Source organism: Mesorhizobium sp. M0189 (assembly GCF_040322135.1).
In the GTDB taxonomy this organism is placed as follows: Bacteria; Pseudomonadota; Alphaproteobacteria; order Rhizobiales; family Rhizobiaceae; genus Mesorhizobium.
Genome location: NZ_JAMYSW010000003.1, coordinates 304,144 through 317,661, shown reverse-complemented (window position 1 = coordinate 317,661; position 13,518 = coordinate 304,144). Strand labels below are relative to the sequence as shown.

Annotated in this window: 18 protein-coding genes; 7 read left to right on the top strand and 11 right to left on the bottom strand. The window is 63.4% G+C overall.

Features of this window, described 5'->3' with window-relative positions; genetic code table 11:
* Positions 1–25 precede the first annotated feature (25 nt).
* The 8 genes from ruvB to rcdA all read right to left on the bottom strand — a co-directional run bounded on the left by ruvB (position 26) and on the right by rcdA (position 4,519).
* The gene (gene ruvB, locus NKJ09_RS07300; protein WP_352494158.1) at positions 26–1,066 is read right to left on the bottom strand and encodes a Holliday junction branch migration DNA helicase RuvB; all 1,041 of its coding nucleotides are present in this window, start codon (positions 1,064–1,066) and stop codon (positions 26–28) included.
* Positions 1,063–1,467 (bottom strand): type II toxin-antitoxin system VapC family toxin, encoded by a 405-nt coding sequence (locus tag NKJ09_RS07295; protein WP_352494157.1) that lies wholly within the window; start codon positions 1,465–1,467, stop codon positions 1,063–1,065. Before NKJ09_RS07295 ends, ruvB begins: the two co-directional genes overlap by 4 nt.
* Positions 1,464–1,748 carry an AbrB/MazE/SpoVT family DNA-binding domain-containing protein gene (locus NKJ09_RS07290; RefSeq protein WP_352494156.1) on the bottom strand — a complete coding sequence of 95 codons (285 nt, stop codon included), beginning with the start codon at positions 1,746–1,748 and terminating at the stop codon, positions 1,464–1,466. Before NKJ09_RS07290 ends, NKJ09_RS07295 begins: the two co-directional genes overlap by 4 nt.
* A 67-nt stretch (positions 1,749–1,815) precedes the next feature.
* The gene (gene ruvA, locus NKJ09_RS07285) at positions 1,816–2,436 is read right to left on the bottom strand and encodes a Holliday junction branch migration protein RuvA (protein WP_352494155.1); all 621 of its coding nucleotides are present in this window, start codon (positions 2,434–2,436) and stop codon (positions 1,816–1,818) included.
* A 13-nt stretch (positions 2,437–2,449) separates the two neighbouring features.
* A complete protein-coding gene (locus NKJ09_RS07280) occupies positions 2,450–2,872 on the bottom strand; it encodes a type II toxin-antitoxin system VapC family toxin (RefSeq protein ID WP_352494154.1) in 423 nt (140 codons plus the stop codon).
* Positions 2,850–3,119, bottom strand: a complete 270-nt coding sequence (locus NKJ09_RS07275; protein ID WP_023719615.1) for an AbrB/MazE/SpoVT family DNA-binding domain-containing protein — start codon at positions 3,117–3,119, stop codon at positions 2,850–2,852. The genes NKJ09_RS07280 and NKJ09_RS07275 overlap by 23 nt, the downstream gene beginning before the upstream one ends.
* 56 nt (positions 3,120–3,175) lie before the next feature.
* Positions 3,176–3,688 carry a crossover junction endodeoxyribonuclease RuvC gene (ruvC, locus tag NKJ09_RS07270; protein ID WP_352480921.1) on the bottom strand — a complete coding sequence of 171 codons (513 nt, stop codon included), beginning with the start codon at positions 3,686–3,688 and terminating at the stop codon, positions 3,176–3,178.
* A 303-nt stretch (positions 3,689–3,991) separates the two neighbouring features.
* Positions 3,992–4,519 (bottom strand): protease adaptor protein RcdA, encoded by a 528-nt coding sequence (gene rcdA, locus NKJ09_RS07265; protein ID WP_023719617.1) that lies wholly within the window; start codon positions 4,517–4,519, stop codon positions 3,992–3,994.
* A 571-nt stretch (positions 4,520–5,090) separates the two neighbouring features.
* On the opposite strand from rcdA, the gene NKJ09_RS07260 reads away from it, so the two are divergent.
* A complete protein-coding gene (locus NKJ09_RS07260; RefSeq protein ID WP_352494153.1) occupies positions 5,091–5,642 on the top strand; it encodes a DUF2269 family protein in 552 nt (183 codons plus the stop codon).
* A gap of 40 nt (positions 5,643–5,682) precedes the next feature.
* On the opposite strand, the gene NKJ09_RS07255 is transcribed toward NKJ09_RS07260, so the two are convergent.
* Both NKJ09_RS07255 and NKJ09_RS07250 read right to left on the bottom strand, forming a co-directional pair.
* Positions 5,683–6,453, bottom strand: coding sequence for a sulfite exporter TauE/SafE family protein (locus tag NKJ09_RS07255; protein ID WP_023719619.1), 771 nt, complete (start codon positions 6,451–6,453; stop codon positions 5,683–5,685).
* Between the two features lie 95 nt (positions 6,454–6,548).
* On the bottom strand, positions 6,549–6,998 hold the full coding sequence (locus NKJ09_RS07250; RefSeq protein ID WP_023719620.1) for an Lrp/AsnC family transcriptional regulator: 450 nt from the start codon (positions 6,996–6,998) through the stop codon (positions 6,549–6,551).
* A gap of 133 nt (positions 6,999–7,131) precedes the next feature.
* Here NKJ09_RS07250 and NKJ09_RS07245 point away from each other — a divergent pair, with 133 nt between their 5' ends.
* The 3 genes from NKJ09_RS07245 (at position 7,132) to NKJ09_RS07235 (ending at position 9,873) form a co-directional block, all read left to right on the top strand.
* Complete coding sequence (locus tag NKJ09_RS07245) at positions 7,132–8,016, top strand: DMT family transporter (RefSeq protein ID WP_023719621.1); 885 nt, start codon at positions 7,132–7,134, stop codon at positions 8,014–8,016.
* A gap of 176 nt (positions 8,017–8,192) precedes the next feature.
* Positions 8,193–8,840: a thiamine phosphate synthase gene (locus tag NKJ09_RS07240; protein ID WP_023719622.1), complete on the top strand. Its 648-nt coding sequence runs from the start codon at positions 8,193–8,195 to the stop codon at positions 8,838–8,840.
* Between the two features lies 1 nt (position 8,841).
* Positions 8,842–9,873 carry a tetratricopeptide repeat protein gene (locus NKJ09_RS07235; RefSeq protein ID WP_352494152.1) on the top strand — a complete coding sequence of 344 codons (1,032 nt, stop codon included), beginning with the start codon at positions 8,842–8,844 and terminating at the stop codon, positions 9,871–9,873.
* 45 nt (positions 9,874–9,918) lie between these two features.
* Here NKJ09_RS07235 and NKJ09_RS07230 read toward each other — a convergent pair whose 3' ends face one another.
* Entirely contained in the window at positions 9,919–10,935 is a 1,017-nt protein-coding gene (locus NKJ09_RS07230; protein ID WP_352494151.1) for a zinc-dependent alcohol dehydrogenase family protein, read from the bottom strand.
* Between the two features lie 95 nt (positions 10,936–11,030).
* Here NKJ09_RS07230 and NKJ09_RS07225 point away from each other — a divergent pair, with 95 nt between their 5' ends.
* The 3 genes from NKJ09_RS07225 (at position 11,031) to NKJ09_RS07215 (ending at position 13,490) form a co-directional block, all read left to right on the top strand.
* Complete coding sequence (locus NKJ09_RS07225; RefSeq protein WP_352480922.1) at positions 11,031–11,903, top strand: LysR family transcriptional regulator; 873 nt, start codon at positions 11,031–11,033, stop codon at positions 11,901–11,903.
* Between the two features lie 138 nt (positions 11,904–12,041).
* Entirely contained in the window at positions 12,042–12,608 is a 567-nt protein-coding gene (gene efp / locus NKJ09_RS07220) for an elongation factor P (RefSeq protein ID WP_023678016.1), read from the top strand.
* An 81-nt stretch (positions 12,609–12,689) separates the two neighbouring features.
* Entirely contained in the window at positions 12,690–13,490 is an 801-nt protein-coding gene (locus NKJ09_RS07215; RefSeq protein ID WP_023719626.1) for an inositol monophosphatase family protein, read from the top strand.
* Positions 13,491–13,518 lie beyond the last annotated feature (28 nt).

Below are 13,518 nucleotides of genomic sequence, written 5' to 3'. Positions count from 1 at the left end.
GCACCGAAGCCATAAGCAGCGGAACTTACGGCTCTTCCTGGAACAGGCTGATCTGCTGCTGCGCCAGGTCCTTCGGCGCGTCGAGGCCGAGATGCCGCCAGGCATTGGCCGCCAGCACGCGGCCGCGCGGCGTGCGCATGATAAAGCCTTGCTGGATCAGAAAGGGTTCGATGATGTCCTCGATGGCATCGCGCGGCTCGGAAAGCCCAGCGGCGATGGTTTCAATGCCGACTGGCCCGCCGCCGAAATTCCGGGCGATCATCGACAAATAGCGGCGGTCGAGCGCGTCGAGGCCGAGCCCGTCGACCTCCAGCCGCGTCAGCGCCTCGTCGGCGATCCTGCGGTCGACATGGCCGTCGCCGGCAACGCTGGCGAAGTCGCGCACCCGGCGCAACAGCCGGCCCGCGATGCGCGGCGTGCCGCGCGCCCGCCGGGCGATCTCCAAAGCACCGTCGTCACCGAGCGGCATGGCAAGGATGCGGGCGCCGCGCCGCACGATCTGCTCGAGTTCCTCGACGGAATAGAAATTGAGCCTGACCGGGATGCCAAAGCGGTCGCGCAGCGGGTTGGTCAACAGGCCGAGCCGGGTGGTGGCGGCGACGAGGGTGAAGCGGGCCAGGTCGATCTTGACCGAGCGCGCCGCCGGCCCCTCGCCGATGATCAGGTCGAGCTGGAAATCCTCCATCGCCGGATAGAGGATTTCCTCGACCGCCGGGTTGAGCCGGTGGATCTCGTCGATGAACAGCACGTCGCGGTCTTCGAGGTTGGTGAGCAGCGCCGCGAGATCGCCGGCCTTGGCGATGACCGGACCGGAGGTCGAGCGGAAATTGACGCCGAGCTCGCGCGCCATGATCTGCGCCAGCGTCGTCTTGCCGAGGCCGGGCGGGCCGACGAACAGCACATGATCGAGCGCTTCGCTGCGGCCCTTGGCGGCCTCGATGAAGACTTTGAGATTGGCCCGCACCGCCGCCTGGCCGACGAAGTCGCCGAGCGTCTGCGGCCGCAAGGTCTGCTCGGCATCCTCGCCGCGTTTGTCGGGAGCAATGAGGCGTGGCGAAAGGCTCATGCGAGCAGTTCCATACCGGGAATGGCCTTGGCAGCGCGCTGATCGAAGGTGACCGTGTGCGTGCAACCTAATTTTCGATTGTGCTCCGCAATCAACGCGTCGGCAAAGTCGACCTGCACTGAATTCGATCGTTCGAGCGCGATGACGATGGCATCGAAGTCTTCGAACTCCAGCGTCTTGATCTTGAGCAGCCTCTGGATCGCGGCCAGCACCTGTTCCTTGGGCTGCCTGTAGCGCGAAGCCAACGACCAGCTGAATTCGACCAGCACGATCAAGCTCACGAAGCCGGGCATTTCCAGACTGAGGCCGCGGCCGAACGCAAGCGCCTTCGCCCGCTGCTCCGGATCATCGTTGAGCACCATGCGAAGCAGAACGTTGGTATCGATGCCGATCGACGTCAAGCGGCACCCTCTTGTCCGTCATTTGGTCTATCCCCGACAACATGCCGGCCGACCGCATCCCGCACAGCGGCGTCGATTTCCTCCAGCGTAGCGGGACCGCCAGGCGGATCTCCCAAGAACCCGGCGAGGTCGGCAAATCCGAGGTTGCGCGGCGTTCCGATCAGGTAACCATCCATGACTGTCCAGGCGATCGTGTCGCCTGTCTTGAGCGACAAGGCGTCGCGGACGTCCTTTGGGATCGTAAGCTGTCCCTTGGAGGTCAGACTGGCATATGCGCCCATATTCTTACTCCTGGAGAAAATTCTTACCGATCACATAGTAGTCGGAATTTCACTTTCCAGCAACGTCTCACCGTGCCAACTCCTTCAGCCCGAAGCGGATCAGCTTCGATGCGTCCGCTTCCTCGCCTGCCGTCTTCAGCGCCGCCGCCACCGCATTGGCGGCGGTGTCGCGCGAATAGCCGAGATTGACCAGCGCCGAGACGGCGTCTGTAATCGGCGCCGAAGCAACGCCCTCGCCGAGCTCCTGCCTCAGGCCGATGGTGCCGGAGGCAGTGCCCGCATAGGCCGGCGCCTTGTTCTTCAACTCGGTGACGATGCGCTCCGCCACCTTCTTGCCGACACCCGGCGCGCGGCTGACCATGGCGATATCGCGCAACGCAATCGCATTGGCGAGGTCGGCCGGCGCCAGCGTCGACAGGATTGCCAGCGCCACCTTGGCGCCGACGCCCTGCACATTGTTCATCAACAACCGGAACCATTCGCGCTCCAGCACCGACTGGAACCCATAGAGCCGCAGCATATCCTCGCGCACATAGGTCTCGATGAACAATATCACCGCCTCGCCGGGCGGCGGCAATGCGGCAAGCGTGCGCGCCGAGCAATAGGCGACATAGCCGACGCCATGCACGTCGACGATGCAGAAATCCTCGTCGATCTCGTCCAACGTGCCTTTCAGCTTGCCGATCATTTGAGCGTGCCGATCATGCCGGGTGGGTTTCCGGAGAGATGATATCGAGGTCCGGGAAATAGCTGCGATAGCGCGCGGCATCGCGCGTCAGCAGGCGATGCCCAGCGACAACCGCATGGGCTCCAATAAAGAAATCCGGCAGCGCTCGTTCGCGGAGGCCGCCGGCGCGGCGATAGCGGGAGTGCGTGACACCAGCGAGGAAGGCCGCTTCCCACGGCAGGAGTTCACGCTCGATCTTGAGCATGTCGGCTGCTTGGCGAAGGGCCTGCTCCGTTGCAATCAGCGGCGCGAGTTCGGACCAGACGATTGCGTTGATGACAAGCGCGCCGTCGCGCCGGCATGCGGTGATCGCCGACGCCGACCATTTCCTCTCCTGTCCGGCAGGACCCCAAACGTCGATCAGGACATTTGTGTCAATCAATGTCGAGGTCTTCACGCGGGCCCCTCAGCCATTCCACATATTCGTCCGCCGTCATGCCCCCCAGATCCAGCGTACCAGCCATACGGCCGAGCATCTGGCTGAATCTGCGCGAGGCTTCCTCCTTCGACATGTTTTCGTCGACCGCAATGACACGAGCACCGTCCTCGGTGGGGACGAACTCCACCTCCGAGCCCGGGCCGATACCCAGATGATCCCGTATTTCCTTCGGGATGGTCACTTGGCCCTTGGTGGTAACGCGCATGGTAATACCTCGTTGGTATTACTTATTGTTCACTGGAGAACAAGTCAAGAACAAACTTATTCGGCCAGCATCGCCATCCTGTAGGCGATGCTCTGCCTGTGATGCGCGTGACAGATGGCGATGGCCAGCGCATCGGCGGCGTCGTCGGTGTCGAAAGTCGCCTTCGGCATCAGCACCTTGACCATCATATGGATCTGCTTCTTGTCGCCATGGCCGACACCGATCACGGCCTTCTTGACGGCGTTGGGCGCATATTCGGCAACGGCAAGGCCGGCGCGCGCCGGCACCAGCATGGCGATGCCGCGTGCCTGGCCGAGTTTCAGCGTCGCCGCGGCATCCTTGTTGACGAAGGTCTGCTCGACCGCCGCCTCGTGCGGCATCGTGGCATGCAGGATCTCGGCAAGCCCGTCATGCAATTGGCAAAGACGCACCGCCAGCGCCGCCTTGTCGTCGGACCGTACTGTGCCGGAAGCGACGAAGCGCAGCGAATTGCCAAGGCTTTCGACGATGCCCCAGCCGGTGCGCCTAAGCCCCGGATCGATGCCGATGATGCGAATCGCTTCCCCCATCCGCCAAGTCTACCTTCGGCGGGCAGCGATGCCAGCGAAATGTGAACAAACCAGAAACGGGGCTCGTGATGTCCACAAAGCCTCTGAGATCGTTTCGAAAGTCGCTCCGGCGAGTCATATGGTGGTGGTTTCGAGAACCGGAGCGCAGCGGACATTTGGTCCGTGCCCACGCGTGATCCCGAGGGGATCATGCGCAATCAAAGTGCTGCAGCGTCCTTTGCGCGTCCAAAAGGACGCGGCGCTGCAGGTAAGCGGAGAAAACGCCGCCAGATGGCCGCTGGAGTAGAGTTTCCAAACGGTCTCTCAGCCGCGGGCGAAAGCCGTGTTGAGCAACGTGATCTGGTCGGAGACCGGATTGAGGCGACGGCTCGACTGAGGCACCTCGGCGAGGCCGCCATAGATCTCCTCGTCCATGCGGCGCACCAGCGCCTGCAGGCGCAGCGAGCGGTTGACGAGGTCGACGAAATCCGTCGGCAGCTCGGCCCAGCCGGGCGCCTCGTCATGCGCGGAGGCGGTGTCGAGACGCACCTTGGATTTTTCGGAAGCCACCTGATCGCGGGTCATCTCGCCGGAATTCGCCGCCCGCTGCAAAAGCAGCCACGAGGCGACCTGCATCAGCCTGGTGGTCAGCCGCATCGACTCGGCCGCATAAAGCGTCGCCGCCAGCCTCGACAGCTTCTTGGCCTCGGCGCGGCCCTTGCCGTCGAGATATTCGGCCGCCTGCTCGACCAAGCCCATGCCTTCCTGATAGAGCGGCTTGAAGGATTGGGAGAAAACCCGGCGCTCCGCCAGCTTGATGGTGTTCGCGCTCGCCTTCGAAGGCTCGTTCATCGCTGCGCCCCTGCACTTGCCTGACAGCCGGCCGATTCGGCTCTTGGCCGCCATATCCGGCAGCCTAAACGACTGAAGCTTGAAAATGCGCTTCGCTGCCGGCGAAGGCAAGCACATGTTTAACAAACGGTTAACGGCCGCATTTGGCCCAAGGGGCTCCATGCCGGCGAACAAAAAAAGAGCCGCGGATAAGGCGGCTCTCAGGAGTTTAACAGGGAGGCGTCAAACAAAGTGGCTCCAACCACTCGGTAAGAATCCAGATCACTGGATGGACATAGTAAACGCCTGTAAAGCTTAACAAAGCCTTAACGCAGGGCATATTTTTCGATCAAGCGCCCAGCATCTGTGCCGTAACAGCACAGATGGCCGGCTAAGCCGCCGCTCTCACCACCGGCTGGAAAGTGGGGGCGACGCGCTTGCGCCACGGTTCCTCCAGATCGTGACCGACATACCGAAACAGATCCGCTCGCCGCGCGACATCGTTCCGAAACAGGCGCCGCGCTAAACGCCCGCTCATCGCAACGAGGCGGAGCAAAATTGCGCTCCGGCAATCATGAAAATTTCTCGAACAATGGACTGGTACTCGGCCGTTAAATTTCTGCACATCGTCTCGGCGATCCTCTGGGTCGGCGGCGGCTTCACCCTGATGCTGCTTGCGGTACGCGCCGACCGCGCTGGAAACGTCGAAGGCATGTTGCAGGCGATGCGCGCCACTGGCGAGCTCGGTAACCGGTTCTTCGCGCCGATATCGATGCTGACATTGCTCTTCGGCCTCATCATGTGCGGCTTCTGGGTCGGCTTTTCCGATTTGTGGGTGCTGATCGGCCTTGCCGGTTATGCGACGACCTTCTGCATCGGCATGTTCGTCTTCAAGCCGACTGCCGACCGCATGGCAGGCATGATCGCCAAGGATGGCGTGACGCCGGCGGTGCTTGCCCAGGGCCAGCGCGTCCTCAATGCCGCGCGCTTCGACTATTCGGTGATGCTGATGATCATCGCGGACATGGTGCTGAAGCCGACACTGCACGACATCACCATTCTTGGCTGCATGGCGTTCGTGCTGGCAACCGGCGCTGCTCTCGCGCTTGGCAGGACGCGGCCGCTGCTGCCGAGTGCCGCCTGAGGTTTAAGGAATCCGGCGGCGGCCGCCTGGGGCCGCCGTCTTACAGAAGGCCGGCGATGCCGTCCCACAGAAGCTTGACCGCGACGACCGCCACGGTCGCATAGGTGAAGGGATAGAACAGCTCCGGCCGCATCCGCCGCACCAGCCAGGCGCCGGCGATTGTCGACAGCGGCGCCAGCGGCATCAGCACCGCCGACGCGGTCAAATTGGTGGTGTCGAACTGGCCGAGCGCGAAATAGGGGATGAGCTTCAGTGCATTGGTGACGGCGAAGAAGATCGCCGCGGTGCCGGACAGCACCTTCGGATCCAGCCTGATCGGCAACGCATAGACCTGAAAAGGCGGGCCGCCGACATGGGCGACGAAGCTGGTGAACCCGGCAACGGTACCCCAGAAGCCGGCGGCAACGCGGTTGGGCTCCGCCGCGTGGCCGGCACCGTGGCGGAGTTGCAAATAGAGCCAGCGCAGCACGAAGATCAGGGCGACCGCGCCGACGATCAGCCGGACCATCTCTTCGGTTACAAGTGCCGCCGTCAGCCAGCCAAGGGCAATGCCGATCACGGCACCCGGCATCATGTCGGCCAGCATCTTGCGGTCGAAGATACCCCACCATGTCCACACCGAGACAATGTCCATCAGGCACAGAATTGGCAGAAGAATTGCGGCAGCCTGAACCGGCGGCATGGTCAGCGCCATCAATGGCACGCCGACAAAGCCGACGGCGCCGCCGAAGCCGCCTTTCGACAGGCCGACGAGGATGACGGCCGGCATGGCCGCGGCATAGAACCAGGGATCGATGAGCAGGCCTGACATGGGGAAAGGAGGCCGGAGGGAAAGTTGAACTCTGGAATAGACCAGAAATGGCCAGACCGCGACCGCAAATACGTGGGCCACGCCACCGGAGCCCGTCACATATTTGGCATGTCGAGCGGCGGCGGGCGTCTCCGGATCGGCTGCGCCTTGATGATGGCGGTGCTGGTTTCGGCCTTGTCGGCGATGCGGTCGAGAATCCCGTCGAGCTCGCCGATCGAGCGGACGAACAGCCGGGCGACGAAGCAGTCATCGCCCGTCACCTTGTCGCATTCGCCGAATTCCGGGATTTCCTCGATCAGCTTCTGGACGATGTGCAGCTTACCGGGCAACGGCCGGATGCGAACGATCGCCTGCAAGGCGTAGCCGAGCGCCTGCGGATCGATGTCGATGGTGAATGCGCGAATGACGCCGCGATCCTCAAGCCGCCGAAGCCGCTCCGAAACGCTTGGCGACGACAACCCGACCTGCAGCGCCAGTTCCTTCAGCGAGGTCCGTGAATCCCTGACCAGGATATCGAGGAGCTTTCTATCGAGCTCGTCCAGCATTTTACAATTCCAAGAAAAAGCCGATGTTTACCTAATTAAATTAGGTTCGTTCTGCATATCACCAGCTACAAGTCATGGAAAGGCCCATATCTGCCGTGGGATTATAGAATCTCAACGGGTTTCGGGAGCATCCATGGACAACACGGTACGCGGCACGATCGAAATGACTGCGGCGATGGCGATCCTCGGCACGATCGGCTGGTTCGTCGTCCTGTCCGGCCAACCCATCATGGACGTGGTGTTCTGGCGCTGCGCCTTCGGTGCGGTAACGCTGCTGGTTATCTGCACGGCGCTGGGACTGCTGCGCGGCAGGCTGTCGCTTCGCATTGTCGCGATCGCGGCTCTCGGCGGTGCTGCCATCGTTATCAACTGGCTGCTGCTGTTCAGCGCGTTTTCCCGCGCGTCGATCTCGATCGCCACGGCTGTCTACAATACGCAACCCTTCATGCTGGTCGGTTTTGGCGCGCTCTTCTTCTCCGAACGGCTGACGGTGACCAAGCTGACCTGGCTCGGCATCGCCTTCGCCGGCATGCTGCTGATCGTGCAGGCCGCGCCCGATGCAGGCGATCATGGTACGGATTACTTTACCGGCATTGCGATGGCGCTGGCCGCGGCTTTCTTCTGGGCCGTTGCGGCTATCGTCACCAAGAAGCTCAAAGGCACGCCGCCGCACCTGATCGCCCTGATCCAGGTCTGCGTCGGCGTTCTCATGCTGGCACCTTTCGCCAATCTCACCCACCTTCCCGCCGATGCGCGGAGCTGGGTCATGCTGGCGACGCTCGGCATCGTCCATACCGGCCTGATGTACATCCTCATGTACGGCGCCATCCAGAAACTGCCGACGCATCTGCAGGGGTCGCTGTCCTTCATCTATCCAGTCGTCGCCATCCTCGTCGACGTCGTCGCCTTCGGCCACCGGCTGCATCCGGCGCAGATCGCCGGCGCCGCCGCCATCCTGGTCGCCGCCGCCGGCATGAACCTCGGCTGGTCGCTTTGGAAATCGAAAGTGCCTGCGTAGAGCCCGCAAGCGACCAGGCGAGGAGAATTTCGGCCAACGGTAGTCATGCGCCGAGCCCCGATAGATCTAGCCGGCAATCGTGATCCCCCTGCCGCCTGTTCAATCCCCGCACTTTGCTCTATGCCGCAATGCAACCATCTTCGCCCGGCATAGGCGATAACCGGGACCGAACACCAATGAATGACGCAACGCCCCCCAACCGCTGCCGTATCGTGTTGATCGCGCCGCCGAACGTGCCGGCCGAGCGCATCGCCGCAGCCTTCGACGGCGGTGACGTCGCCTCGCTGATCCTGCCGGAAAACGGCATGGACGAGGCCGCCTTCCAGGCCTTTGCCGAGCAGATCGTGCCGGTGGCGCAAGCGGCCGGCATTGCCGTCATCATTGCTGGCGACACCCGCATCGCCGGCCGCGTCCAGGCCGACGGCATCCATGTCGAGGTCGGCAAGGACGAGCTCGCCGAAACGATCGAACACTTCCAGGCCAGGATGATGGTCGGCACCGGCGGCGCCAAGACCCGCGACGACGCGCTGGAACTTGGCGAGGTCAGGCCCGATTATATTTTCTTCGGTCGCTTCGGCTACGACAACAAGCCGGAGCCGCATCCCCGCAACCTGTCGCTCGGGCAATGGTGGGCGGACGTGATCCAGATCCCTTGCATCGTCATGGCCGGATCCGATCTTGCCTCGGTGGAAGCTGTCGCCGCCACCGGTGCCGAATTCGTGGCGCTTTCCAGCGCGGTTTTCGCCGGCGACGTCGATCCGAAGACGGCGGTTGCCACCGCCAACGCGCTGCTCGACGAAACCGCACCGCGCTTCGAGGACTGACGTGCTCTCTCGGACGATCCTTTTCAGCGCTTTTCTCGCAACGGCCGTAACCCAGGCGATAGCGGCGGAACCCGTTCCGCTGCCGCAGCCGAGGCCGGATTCCAGCGAGCCTGCCGACAAGCCGTTTCTCCCACCATTGCCGCAGCCCGCCACCACGGCCCCTTTGCCGTCGGCCGATACCATCAACCCCGACCGCTTCGGCGCAAAACCGTCCGACGCCGCCTACGGCGCCTTTCAGCGCGGCCTCTACAAGACGGCCTACAACCTTGCGATTTCCCGTGCTCAAAACGGCGATCCGGCGGCACAGACGCTGGTGGCCGAGATATTGTCGCGCGGCCTCGGCGTGCCGGTCGACGCGGCAGGGGCGGCGAAGTGGTATGCGCTTGCCGCCGAGCAGGGCATCCCGGAATCGCAATTCCAGTATGCGCTGATGCTGCTCGATGGCCGCTACGTCAAAAAGGACGAGAAGGAGGCCTATGCGCTGATGCAGGCCGCCGCCGAAGCCGGCAACCGCCTGGCGCAGTTTAATTTTGCCCAGATGATGGTCGAACAGGAGCCCGGCGATGCCGGTATTGCCAAAGCCGTATCCTATTACGAGCGCGCCGCCGCGACCGGGCTTGCCGACGCACAATATGCGATGGCACAGGTCTACGCCAATGGCGCCGGCGGCAAGCCGCGCGACGATGTCCGCGCCCGCGGCCTGCTGGCACAGGCTGCGCGGCAGAACTACGACACGGCGCAGATCGATCTCGCCACCTGGATGATCGAGGGGCGCGGCGGCGCCCGCGACCTGAAATCGGGCTTTAACTGGATGAAGCAGGCCGCAGAAGGCGGCAACGTCGCCGCCCAGAACCGTCTCGCCAAGCTCTACATGAACGGCATCGGCACCGATCCGGATCTGATCCTCGCCGGCGCCTGGTATGTTGTCGCCCGCCGCGCTGGGCTCATCGACCAAGAGATGGACGATTTCCTGCAGGGCCTGACCGACGAGCAGACGCAGCAGGCGCTGCAACGGGCCAATCGCCTGCCCTGACTGTGATCTCGCGACTCATTGCACCCGGACTCGCAAGCGCGAGGCTCATTGCGTATGATCGAGCACGACCTTGCCGAAGGGCGAGCCGTGTTCAAGGTACCGAAAGGCTTCGGCGGCCTGGGTCCACGGTACGACCCGGTCGATCACCGGTCTCAATCGGTTGACGACAATGGCGCGGTTCATCGCCTCGAAGGATTCGCGTGAGCCCACCGGTATGCCTCGCGCCCTGACCTGCCGGCGGAAGATGTCGAGCGGGTTGATGGCGCCGTCACTGCCGCCGAGATAGCCGATGACGTTGATCTGGGCGCCGCGCGCCGCTGCCCTCAGCGATTGTGTAAAACTCTGCGGTCCGCCAACCTCGATGATATGGTCGGCGCCGCGCCCATCCGTCAATCCCAACACGGCCGATGCCCAGTCGGGGACGCTGCGATAGTTCACGCCATCATGCGCGCCCAGTTGCTTTGCCCGTGCAAGTTTCTCGTCGCTGCTCGACGTCACGATGACGCGCGCCCCGGCAGCGGCGGCGAATTGCATCGCAAACAAGGAAACGCCGCCGGTGCCGAGACAAAGTACGGTATCGCCGGGCTTGACGCTGCCCTCTGTAAACAGCGCGTGCCATGCCGTCACGCCGGCGCAGGGCAGCGTCGCCGCCTCGAAGTCGCTCAGATTGGCCGGCGCCAGCACCGCCGCCTGTTCATCGAGCCGAGCAAATTCGCTGAGCAGCCCGTCGATCGGGCCGCCACGTTGATAGGAGGGCTCGGCCATCGCGAAACTGCCGCCGACCCAGCGCTGCCAGAACGTGCCGCAGACCCGGTCGCCGATCTGGAACCTGCTGACCTCGGCGCCGACGGCTACGACTTCGCCGACGCCGTCCGACAGCGGCACCAGCGGCAATGCAAACTTCGTGTGATAGCTGCCGCGGACGATCTCGGCATCGCGGTAGTTCAGCGCCGTCGCCTTCACCTTCACAATCATCTCTTGGCGCCCTGGTTCAGGCATCGGCCGCTCGACCATTCTGAGATTCTCGAGGCCGCCCGGGCTCTGCAATTCGATCGCTTTCATCGTGTTCCTTCTCTGCTGGTCCTGCCGGAGGAAAATCGCTTGCCATCCATCGGATTTCAAATTCATAATGTTCAGCATAATTATGCCTCTCTGACATGTTCAGGTGTCTCGTGCTCGAAGAACTGAAAACACTGGCCCTCTTTGCCGAGGAGGGTTCGATTCAGAAGGTGGCTCGACGCCTGCCGTTGACGCAGCCGGCCGTCACCCGCCAGATCCAGCGGCTGGAGGAGATGCTCGGCACGGAATTGCTCGACCGCCGGCTAAAGCCGTCGCGACTGACCCCGGCCGGCGTAGAGGTGCTGGCACGCGGCAAGGACATTCTCGCCGCCGTCGACGCGCTGCGATCATTCGCCAGGGGCAACGAGCCGGAGGGTCTGCTGCGGCTCGGCCTCGCCCATGGACTTTGCGACAAAGCCGTGGCCGCCGCCATCGCTGATGCCGTGGCGCGGTTTCCGAAGGTTTCGCTGCGTCTGAAGAGCGGTTGGAGCCTTGAGCTGGCCGACCAGCACAAGCGCGGACAGCTCGACCTCGCCTTCATCCTGGACGGCGGCAATTCCAAAACTGGCGACGGCGTTGTCGGAACCGAGCCCCTCGCCATCATCGCCGCCGAAAACACCGGCCGGCAAGCCGACGTCAAGACCATGCCCTGGGTTCTCAGTCCTGAACCGTGCGACGCGCGCCGGCGGCTGGCGGCTGCCCTTGCCGAGGGCGGCCACAGGTTGATGGTCGGCGCCGAGATTCAGGACAGCGCGCTGCAGATCGACTGGGTTCGTCGAGGCCAAGGCCTTGGCCTGCTGCCCAAGCGGCTGCTGCAGGAAAAGCTGCCGGAGGGCATTGCCCTGGTCGACGCTCCCGGCCTCGAGCTGTCGCTGCGAATTGTCGTCTTGCGTTCGCCGCACCTGCATCTTTTAACAGAGGTAGCCGACGCCATGAGCGCGGCCGTAACCGCCATCGTCAGGACGGACTGAGGCTGCCGCGCCGCGCTGCCGGGCGAGCTTCGTTCCCGCTTCATCGGAAGGCGCTCCTTGCCTCTGCTAGCGATTTGTGGTCTTGGAGGCGCCAAATTGCCCTTTGCGGCGATCATCTCATTTCCGGATCACCTCACCATGGCCAAGATCAATGGCAACGAAATCCGTCCCGGCAACGTCATCGAGCATGATGGCGGCCTTTGGGTGGCGGTCAGGACCAACACCGTCAAGCCCGGCAAGGGCGGCGCCTACAACCAGGTCGAACTCAAGAACCTGATCAACGGCACCAAGCTCAACGAGCGCTTCCGTTCGGCCGAGACGGTCGAGCAGATCCGGCTCGATCTGAAGGATTTTTCCTTCCTCTACGAGCAGGGCGACGCGCTGGTGTTCATGGACACCGAAAGCTACGAGCAGCTCGAATTGCAAAAGGAGTTCGTCGGCGATCGCGCCGCCTTCCTGCAGGACGGCATGATGGTGACGGTCCAGCTCTATGACGAAAGGCCGATCGGCATTTCGCTGCCCGACCAGGTGACGCTAACCATCACCGAGGCCGACCCGGTGGTGAGGGGCCAGACGGCAGCCTCGTCCTACAAGCCGGCGATACTCGAAAACGGCATCCGTGTGCTGGTGCCGCCGTTCATCGGCTCGGGCGAGCGTATCATCGTCGATACCAACGAAATCACTTACGTACGCCGCGCCGACTAAGGCGTGATCCCGAAAAGTGGCAGACTTTTTGGATAGGATCACGCGTCAAAGCAGATAGGCGCAGCGACAGGAAGAAGAGCAATGGCGCGTTCCGCGATCCTCAATGTCATGGTCCAGGCCGCAATGAAGGCCGGCCGCTCGCTGTCGCGCGACTTCGGCGAAGTGCAGAACCTGCAGGTCTCGATGAAGGGGCCGGGCGACTATGTCAGCCAGGCCGACCGCAAGGCCGAAGACATCGTCTTTGCCGAACTGTCCAAGGCGCGGCCCGGCTACGCCTTCCTGATGGAGGAACGCGGCGTGATCGAGGGCGACGACGGCCAGCACCGCTGGATCGTCGATCCGCTCGACGGCACCACCAATTTCCTGCACGGCATCCCGCTGTTCGCGATCTCGATCGCGCTGGAGCGCCAAGGCCAGATCGTCGCCGGCGTCATCTACAATCCGGCGATGGACGAGCTCTACACCGCCGAGCGTGGCGGCGGCGCCTTCATGAACGATCGACGGTTGCGCGTCGCCGGCCGCACCAAGCTGGTCGATGCGGTGATCGGCTGCGGCGTGCCGCATCTCGGGCGTGGCCAGCACGGCAATTTCCTTGTCGAGTTGCGCAATGTCATGGCCGAGGTCTCGGGCGTGCGCAGCCTCGGCTCCGCCTCGCTCGATCTCGCCTACGTCGCCGCCGGCCGCATGGACGGTTTTTGGGAAATCGGCCTGTCGGCCTGGGATATTGCCGCCGGCATGTTGCTGATCCGCGAGGCGGGCGGCTTCGTCTCCGATTTTGCCGGCGGCCAGGACATGCTGACCGCCGGTTCGGTCGTTGCCGGCAACGAACTCATGCAACGCGCGCTGTTGAAGACGGTGAAGAAGCCGCTCCCAGCGCGCTGATGTAGTCGCGCCGCGCTGAAGCGCCGCA

What these genes read in the sequence shown, in the direction of transcription:
- NKJ09_RS07260 (WP_352494153.1), top strand. Translation starts at nt 5,091, where the DNA reads ATGGACTGGTACTCGGCCGTTAAATTTCTGCACATCGTCTCGGCGATC.
- NKJ09_RS07240 (WP_023719622.1), top strand. Translation starts at nt 8,193, where the DNA reads ATGAATGACGCAACGCCCCCCAACCGCTGCCGTATCGTGTTGATCGCG.
- rcdA (WP_023719617.1), bottom strand. Translation starts at nt 4,519, where the DNA reads ATGAACGAGCCTTCGAAGGCGAGCGCGAACACCATCAAGCTGGCGGAG.
- NKJ09_RS07225 (WP_352480922.1), top strand. Translation starts at nt 11,031, where the DNA reads ATGTTCAGGTGTCTCGTGCTCGAAGAACTGAAAACACTGGCCCTCTTT.
- NKJ09_RS07290 (WP_352494156.1), bottom strand. Translation starts at nt 1,748, where the DNA reads ATGGGCGCATATGCCAGTCTGACCTCCAAGGGACAGCTTACGATCCCA.
- NKJ09_RS07275 (WP_023719615.1), bottom strand. Translation starts at nt 3,119, where the DNA reads ATGCGCGTTACCACCAAGGGCCAAGTGACCATCCCGAAGGAAATACGG.
- ruvB (WP_352494158.1), bottom strand. Translation starts at nt 1,066, where the DNA reads ATGAGCCTTTCGCCACGCCTCATTGCTCCCGACAAACGCGGCGAGGAT.
- NKJ09_RS07215 (WP_023719626.1), top strand. Translation starts at nt 12,690, where the DNA reads ATGGCGCGTTCCGCGATCCTCAATGTCATGGTCCAGGCCGCAATGAAG.
- NKJ09_RS07230 (WP_352494151.1), bottom strand. Translation starts at nt 10,935, where the DNA reads ATGAAAGCGATCGAATTGCAGAGCCCGGGCGGCCTCGAGAATCTCAGA.
- NKJ09_RS07255 (WP_023719619.1), bottom strand. Translation starts at nt 6,453, where the DNA reads ATGTCAGGCCTGCTCATCGATCCCTGGTTCTATGCCGCGGCCATGCCG.
- ruvC (WP_352480921.1), bottom strand. Translation starts at nt 3,688, where the DNA reads ATGGGGGAAGCGATTCGCATCATCGGCATCGATCCGGGGCTTAGGCGC.
- ruvA (WP_352494155.1), bottom strand. Translation starts at nt 2,436, where the DNA reads ATGATCGGCAAGCTGAAAGGCACGTTGGACGAGATCGACGAGGATTTC.
- NKJ09_RS07245 (WP_023719621.1), top strand. Translation starts at nt 7,132, where the DNA reads ATGGACAACACGGTACGCGGCACGATCGAAATGACTGCGGCGATGGCG.
- NKJ09_RS07250 (WP_023719620.1), bottom strand. Translation starts at nt 6,998, where the DNA reads ATGCTGGACGAGCTCGATAGAAAGCTCCTCGATATCCTGGTCAGGGAT.
- efp (WP_023678016.1), top strand. Translation starts at nt 12,042, where the DNA reads ATGGCCAAGATCAATGGCAACGAAATCCGTCCCGGCAACGTCATCGAG.